Genomic DNA, 6,429 nt, shown 5'->3' with positions numbered 1-6,429 from the left:
TCGGACCGCCTTCCAGCGGGCCCTCCGGGCTTCGTTCTTTCGTGTTTCCAGCTTATCAGATGTTTTCCGCTCCGTTTTCCGGAGTTTCATTCATCTGATTTCCCGTAACTGGCCGGGTCCGCTTTTGCGACGTCCACCACACTAACGCATTCCGAGTGTCACTCGAAATTCACACTCGCTCCGGTTGACGGGAACGCCAACAATCCCATTTTCATGGGGATCAGAGTGAGAGTGGGTCTTGCTGAGTGGGATGGCCGCTCCAGCGACTCGTTCAACACTAGGCCACCTGGACGACATCGTCAAACGTCGAGGGCCGGATCTGTCCAGATCCGGCCCTCGGTGCTTGAAGCCGCAGCTCAGAGCAGGTGTGTTTCAGCCATGGCCATGCCTCAGCCGGCGGCGACCAGCTCCGCCGCCGCCAGGTTCCGCTTGCCGCGCCGCAGCACGAGCCAGCGGCCGTGCAGCAGGTCGGCCTCGGTCGGCACAGCCTCCTCGTCCGTCACCTTGACGTTGTTGAGGTAGGCACCGCCCTCCTTGATCGTCCGGCGCGCGGCCGAGCGGCTCGGCGACAGACCGACGGCGACCAGCAGGTCGACCACCGTCTGGAGTTCGGAGACCTCGGCCTTCGGGACCTCGGCCAGGGCGGCCGCCAGGGTCGGAGCCTCCAGGTCCGCCAGGTCGCCCTGGCCGAACAGCGCCTTGGACGCGGCGACCGCGCGCTCGTACTGCTCCGCGCCGTGCACCAGCGTGGTGAGCTCCTCGGCGAGGGCGCGCTGGGCGAGGCGGGCGGCCGGGCGCTCGGTGGTCTCGCGCTCCAGCTCCTCGACCTCCTCCTTCGAGCGGAAGCTGAAGATCCGCAGGAAGTTGGGGACGTCCCGGTCGTCCGCGTTCAGCCAGAACTGGTAGAAGGCGTACGGGGTGGTCAGCTCGGGGTCGAGCCAGACGGTGCCGGACTCGGTCTTGCCGAACTTGGTGCCGTCGGCCTTGACGATCAGCGGCGTGGCCAGCGCGTGGACGGACTTGCCGTCGGCCTTGCGGATCAGGTCCGTGCCGGCGGTCAGGTTGCCCCACTGGTCGCTGCCGCCGGTCTGCAGGGCGCAGCCGTAGCGGCGGTTCAGCTCCAGGTAGTCCATGCCCTGGAGGATCTGGTAGCTGAACTCGGTGTAGCTGATACCCGCGTCGGAGTTGAGCCGTCGGGCGACGGCCTCCTTCGCGATCATGTTGTTGACCCGGAAGTACTTGCCCACGTCACGCAGCAGGCTGATCGCCGACATCCCGGACGTCCAGTCCAGGTTGTTGACCATGCGCGCCGCGTACGGGCCCTCGAAGTCGAGGAAGCGCGAGATCTGACCACGCAGGCGCTCGACCCAGCCGGCCACCGTCTCGGGGTCGTTGAGCACGCGCTCGGCGGTGGGCTTCGGGTCGCCGATCAGGCCCGTGGCACCGCCGACCAGACCGAGCGGGAGGTTCCCCGCCTGCTGGATGCGGCGCATGGTGAGGATCTGCACCAGGTTGCCGAGGTGCAGGCTGGGGGCCGTCGGGTCGAAGCCGCAATAGAACGTGACCGGGCCGTCCGCGAACGCCTTGCGCAGTGCGTCCTCGTCAGTGGAAAGGGCGATCAGCCCACGCCACTGCAGCTCGTCGACGATGTCCGTCACGGTCACGCTTCTCCTTCGATCGGGCGTCCGCCCGGTGCCGGCCCGATTCGGTCGGGCCCCGGGTCGGTACGACTCCAGCCTGATAGAGCCTACGCGGTTCCGGCCAGCGAGTTTTCCCCGAGGCACCCCACCGGGTCGGAGGGCCCGCTCTCCCGGGCCCCTCCCCGATACCGGAAATTCCGTTGTTCGACGGCTGCGGGCCCATTCAGAGTGGTTCCACCGCCGTGCGGCGGCAGTGACGTGTGTGGAGACGGTCGTGCCGCCGTGGCACGCCCGCGGGAAGGGTGTGCCGAGTGCGCAACACGCTGGTTCTGAACGCGAGCTACGAGCCCCTGACGACGGTGTCTCTCCAGCGCGCCGTTGTCCTGGTGCTCCAGGACAAGGCGGTGGTGGAGCAGGCGCATCCGCTGCGCTCGATCCGGGGGACGGGCGTGGCCGTCCCGGTGCCACGGGTGATCAGACTGCAACGGTACGTACGGGTGCCGTTCCGACAACAGGCTCCGTGGTCGAGGCGGGGCGTCCTGGCCCGGGACCAGCACCTGTGCGCGTACTGCGGCCGGCGGGCCACCACGGTGGACCACCTCCAGCCGAGGTCGCGCGGAGGTGCCGACAGCTGGATGAACACCGTCGCCGCCTGCGCGGAGGACAACCAGCGCAAGGCGGACCGCACGCCGGAGCAGGCCGGGATGAAGCTGCTGCGCCGCCCGTTCGTGCCGACGCCGCAGGCGAGTCTCATGCTCGCGCTCGGTCTGCGCAGCTCGGAGGTCCGGGACCTCGCCGACTGGCTGCCTGCCGTACCGGGCCGGCCTGTCTCGGCGGCGTGAGGCGGTTCCCGGGCGCGGGAGCGTTCTCGGCACTCTCGGCTGCCTCAGCGCTGTCGACGCTCTCGGAACTCTCGACGCTCTCGGAACTCTCGACGCTCTCGGAACTCTCGACGCTCCCGGGCTGAGGACGCTCCCGGCGTCCGGACGGCGGCGGGTGACCGTGGGACGGCATGGGCGGAGGGGGAAGGGCGGAGGACCTCAGTCCTTCGCCTGGTACCCCGCCGCCGTGCCGTAGTTGGTCGAGTGCTCGGGCACCACGACCACCTGCCCGCCACCGATCAGCACCCGTCCGGAGATCAGGAGCGAACCGGTGCCGGCCGGGAAGTTGCCGCCGGTCGCCTCCTGGCCGCCGGCCAGCGGGAACCTGCTGAGGCGGGCAGGCTGGTCCCGTCGTTCATCGGCGGCGAGCACCAGCGATCCGCCGTCGATGCCCACGGCCCGGGCGGCGCCCTTGGCGGCGGTGGGCACCTTCCAGCGCTGCTTGCCGGTGTCCAGGTCGTAGCCGACGGCGGCCACCTGTCCGCCGCCGTTCGGAGGGGCCAGGGTGGTGACCATCGTGCGGCCCTCGAAGTACACGCCGGGAGTGGCCGAAAACGTACCGTGGGCGACGTCCAGTCGACCGCCGTCGACGGCCACCGGAATCTCGGCGGCCGGGTCACCGCCCGCGCCCCAGGCGAACAGCCGGTCCGTCTCGGGCTTCTCGCCGGTGGTGAGGACCACGGACGGCTCGGCGGACAGCACGGTCACTGTCTTCGGCTGGTTGTTCAGGCCCCGCCACCAGGCGACCTTGCCGTCCGCGGTGTTCAGCGCGACGGCCTGGTCGGCAGGGGTCGAATCGGCGCAGGAGGAGGCGACGAGCACGGTCTTGCCGCTGACGCCGCCGGAGAGGGTGCAGAACTTGCCCTGGCCGGTGTACTGCCAGACGTCCTTCCCGTCGGCGGACTCCCAGGCCAACGCCCGGTCGTCGCCGACGGCGACCACCTTGTCCTCGGTGACGCCGACCCGGGCCGAGTACGCGCCCTTGGCGTCCGAGAGGGTCTTGGTCCAGGCGGTCTTGCCGGTCTTGGTGTCCACCGCGGTCACCAGCGTGCAGGGGCTCTTCGGATCGGCCTGCGGGCGGAACAGCACCGCACCCAGACCCGCCTGGTTCACCCCCGCCGACAGCCCGCACGGAACGGCCCCGGCGGCCGGCGGCTCCACCGACCAGGTCGGTTTGCCACCCGCCCGGTCGTACGCGTGCACCCCGGAGCCGTCGGCCCGGACCACCACGTCGGCCAGCAGCCAGCTGCCGATCAGCGTGTCGTCGCCGGACGAACCGGCCACGGCGGGTTGCGCGGCCCACGCCCGGGCGTGCGCCACCGCGAAACCCGGCTCACCGCCGCTGCTCGCCGCCGCGCTGCCACCACCCTCGGCGCCGACCGTCAACCCGGCGGCCACCAGCACCCCCAGCGCGGCCACACCGGCGCCGGTCCGCACCAGCAGGGCCTTGCGGTTGGGCACGTGCTCCCCGGTCAGCACCGCTCCGGCGGCCTTCCGGGCCTTGGCGGAGAGCGAGGAGCCGGAGCGCGCGCCGGAACCGGAACTGGCTCCGGCTCCGGCTCCGCCGCCGGCACCTCGACGGGCAGCGGCCCTCGACGGTGCGGCGGCTTCGGCCTGGCGCTCCGGGGCCTGTTCCCGAGCGGTCCCCGCAGGCTGCTCGGGGCCGGGCTCGGGTGCCGGCTCGACCTCTTCGATGTGCACGTAGCCGTCCGCCGAGTACTCCGCCCCCGCCGGGACGTACAGCCCCTCTGCGGCGGCGGGCTGCTGCGACGTGGCGTACGGCGCGTAGGACTGGTGCTGCTGCGTGTGGTCCGGGTACTGCGGATGCGGCTGGTACTGCTCCTGGCCGTCGTACCGGCCCTGGACGTAGCCGCCCTCCGCATAGCCGGTCGAACCGAAGCCGGACTGGTCGTACCCACTCTGGTGGTGGTACCCGCTCTGGTCATATCCGGCGTGCCCGTAGCCGCCCTGGCCGAACTGCTGCCGCGGATGCTGCTGCTGCTGCCCGTACTCGGTTGAGCCGTAGCCCGGCTGCGGCTGCCACTGCGACGGCTGCTGAGGTGTCTGCTGCTGCTCGGAGTACCCGCCGTACGCGTCGCTCTGCCAGTCCTGGTGGCCCTGGGGCGGCCACGGCTGCCGGGGGTGGGCGTCTCCGAAGGGCTCCTGCGCCATCCGTTCCCGTCCCTCCGAGCCGTCCGCGTGCCGATGCGGCAGTCAGCATCTCACGCCCGCCCGGAGACGCCGCCCGGGCCCTCGGCCGTACGGTCCCGGGCTTCGCGGTCGTTCCGCGTCAGGCCGCCGACTCGGCGTGCAGGGCCTCGTCGATCCGGGCGGCGAGGGAGAAGTCCAGCCCGGTGAGGCCGCCGGCGCTGTGGGTGGACAGGACGAAGCGCAGGGTGCGCCAGCGGACGTCGATGTCGGGGTGGTGGTCGAGCGCCTCGGCCTGCTCGGCTACGGCGACGACCACCCGGATCGCCGCCGGGAAGTCCGGGGCGTCGGCGGTGCGGGAGATGCTGTCGCCCTCCCGCGTCCACTGGGGCAGCGCCACCAGGGCTGCCGTGATCTCGTCCTCGTTCAGCCGTGCCCTGTTGCTCATCGCCGCGCTCCTGGTGGGTCGTCGGTCCGGTGCCGGGATTCCGGGGTACCGGGGTCACTGGACTCCGGGCTACCGCAATGTCCGGGGTTCCGGCGTCAGTCGGCCTTCCGCCGCGGACGGGCCACCAGCTCGCCACCACAGTTGGGGCAGCTGCCGGCCATGGCCTCGGTGCAGTCCGGGCAGAAGGTGCACTCGTAGGAACATATCGAGGCACGGCCGTCCGCGGTCAGCGACACCGCGCAGCGCTCGCAGCTCTCACGCATCTCCAGGGCCATGGCGTACTCCTCCGACTTGCACATGATGTGACGGTCGTTCAACTCAACAGAAGCTTGGCGACGGCCACGAGACCGACCACCACGATGACACCACGCAGCGCGGTCGGAGGGAGGCGGCGGCCCACCTTGGCACCAAGCAGGCCACCGACCAGCGAGCCCGCAGCGATCAGACCGGCGGCGGCCCAGTTCACGGTCGAGGTGAAGAGGAAGAAGAGCGACGCGACCGCGTTCACGATCATCGCCAGGGCGTTCTTCACCGCGTTGATCCGCTGGAGGTCCTCCTGGAGCAGCATCCCCATCAGTGCCATCAGCAGTACGCCCTGCGCGGCGCCGAAGTAACCGCCGTAGATGCCGGTCAGGAACACCCCGATCAGCAGCACCGGGCTGCCGTCCGGATCGCCACCGGGTCGGCGGCGGGCCGCGACGGTCTTGGCCACCCGGGGCTGGATCACCACCAGAACGAGCGCGAGCAGGATCAGCACCGGGACGATCGCGTCGAAGGCCCCGCTCGGCAGCTTGATGAGCAGCAGCGCCCCGAGCAGTCCGCCGAGCAGTGAGGCGGTGCCCATGCGCAGCACGCGGCGGCCCTGGCCTGCCAGCTCACGGCGGTATCCGATCACTCCGCTGAGCGAGCCGGGGACCAGGCCGAACGAGTTGGAGACGTTGGCGGTGACGGGCGGGATGCCGACGGCGAGCAGGACCGGGAAGGTGATCAGCGTGCCGGACCCGACGATGACGTTGATCATCCCGGCGCCGACGCCGGCCGCCAGGACGGCGATCGACTCCCAGAGCGTCATGGGTCACCTCTCCTCTCGGTCCTGTCCGAGGGGATCATGCCGGACGGCCTCGCGCGCCGACCAGACCCGCCCACGATTCGGGACGCACGCCACACGCCCCGGGAGGCACGCGTCGGCCTCGCGAAAGGCAGAGGGCCCGCCACCTCTCTTGGGTTCTAGGAGTCGTTGCAACATCCCAGTTCAGGGGATGCATTGGACTTCGAGATCCGCAGGGACCGGACGGCCCAGGGGCCTGTGAAG

General features: G+C 70.8%; 6 protein-coding genes. 1 reads left to right on the top strand and 5 read right to left on the bottom strand.

Translation table 11 applies throughout. The annotated features are described in order from the left end of the window. Window positions 1-389 precede the first annotated feature (389 nt). Window positions 390-1,658 carry a tyrosine--tRNA ligase gene (gene tyrS / locus ACIQ87_RS40055; protein ID WP_387731090.1) on the bottom strand — a complete coding sequence of 423 codons (1,269 nt, stop codon included), beginning with the start codon at window positions 1,656-1,658 and terminating at the stop codon, window positions 390-392. A 293-nt stretch (window positions 1,659-1,951) separates the two neighbouring features. Between tyrS and ACIQ87_RS40050 the strand changes: the two genes are divergently transcribed. Beyond that, entirely contained in the window at window positions 1,952-2,482 is a 531-nt protein-coding gene (locus tag ACIQ87_RS40050; protein ID WP_402417172.1) for an HNH endonuclease, read from the top strand. A gap of 198 nt (window positions 2,483-2,680) precedes the next feature. Here ACIQ87_RS40050 and ACIQ87_RS40045 read toward each other — a convergent pair whose 3' ends face one another. The 4 genes from ACIQ87_RS40045 to ACIQ87_RS40030 form a co-directional block, all read right to left on the bottom strand. Next, on the bottom strand, window positions 2,681-4,693 hold the full coding sequence (locus ACIQ87_RS40045; RefSeq protein ID WP_402417170.1) for a PQQ-binding-like beta-propeller repeat protein: 2,013 nt from the start codon (window positions 4,691-4,693) through the stop codon (window positions 2,681-2,683). Window positions 4,694-4,811: 118 nt separating this feature from the next. Further along, complete coding sequence (locus ACIQ87_RS40040) at window positions 4,812-5,117, bottom strand: 4a-hydroxytetrahydrobiopterin dehydratase (RefSeq protein ID WP_402417168.1); 306 nt, start codon at window positions 5,115-5,117, stop codon at window positions 4,812-4,814. A 95-nt stretch (window positions 5,118-5,212) separates the two neighbouring features. Next, window positions 5,213-5,392, bottom strand: a complete 180-nt coding sequence (locus tag ACIQ87_RS40035) for a DUF1272 domain-containing protein (protein ID WP_402417174.1) — start codon at window positions 5,390-5,392, stop codon at window positions 5,213-5,215. Window positions 5,393-5,430: 38 nt separating this feature from the next. Beyond that, on the bottom strand, window positions 5,431-6,189 hold the full coding sequence (locus ACIQ87_RS40030; RefSeq protein ID WP_402417166.1) for a sulfite exporter TauE/SafE family protein: 759 nt from the start codon (window positions 6,187-6,189) through the stop codon (window positions 5,431-5,433). Window positions 6,190-6,429: the final 240 nt, after the last annotated feature.

The organism is Kitasatospora sp. NPDC096204 (genome assembly GCF_044763205.1).
In the GTDB taxonomy this organism is placed as follows: domain Bacteria; phylum Actinomycetota; class Actinomycetes; order Streptomycetales; family Streptomycetaceae; genus Kitasatospora.
The sequence above is the reverse complement of the archived record's forward strand: the minus strand, read 5'-3'. Positions and strand labels throughout refer to the sequence as shown.